We start from the raw sequence: 538 nt of genomic DNA on the forward strand, positions 1-538 counted from the left end.
ACAGACTATAGGAACGTTAGCCAATGAAAAAACAGAATCGATAAACCCTTGCAATGCTCTCAACGACATTGAGAAAACTCGTTTCATCATAAGCGCAGTGGTAATGGCTAAGTCGCCGAACTGACGAGGTCTACCACGTTTACCTTGTTTACTCTGCTTCCACTTGTGAATAGCTTCTTCATCCATCCAGAATGTCAGAGAACCACTATTAATAAGCGATAGATTGTATTGATTCCAATGAGTGGGTTTGTAGCGAGGTTTCGGCATTAGGCTAAGTTATTGGATAAACATAGTGGATCAGATCTTAGCTTATCGATTTTGTTGGATCATGGCGTTGAAGGCAACACTGTCATACAAATGAGCAAAAAGGAGAAAGGCACATTTTATATCACAAATGATGGTGGGTTGATTTTTTGGTGGTCAAGGAAAGGCTGGATTGCACAAAGTAAAACTTTGATCTAGCTAAAAAAGCAAGCTGCGTCTAGACTTTGAGGGAGGTAGCTTGCTCTCTAACGATTGAGCTTAAAAATTATTAAAC

Annotated in this window: 1 protein-coding gene; it reads right to left on the bottom strand. The window is 39.8% G+C overall.

Features of this window, described 5'->3' with window-relative positions; all coding sequences use genetic code 11:
- On the bottom strand, positions 1 to 267 hold a 267-nt coding region (locus tag R7Q09_RS27930; protein ID WP_318144179.1), incomplete at its 3' end, for a transposase.
- Between the last annotated feature and the right edge of the window lie 271 nt (positions 268 to 538).

Source organism: Vibrio sp. 2130-1 (assembly GCF_033339515.1).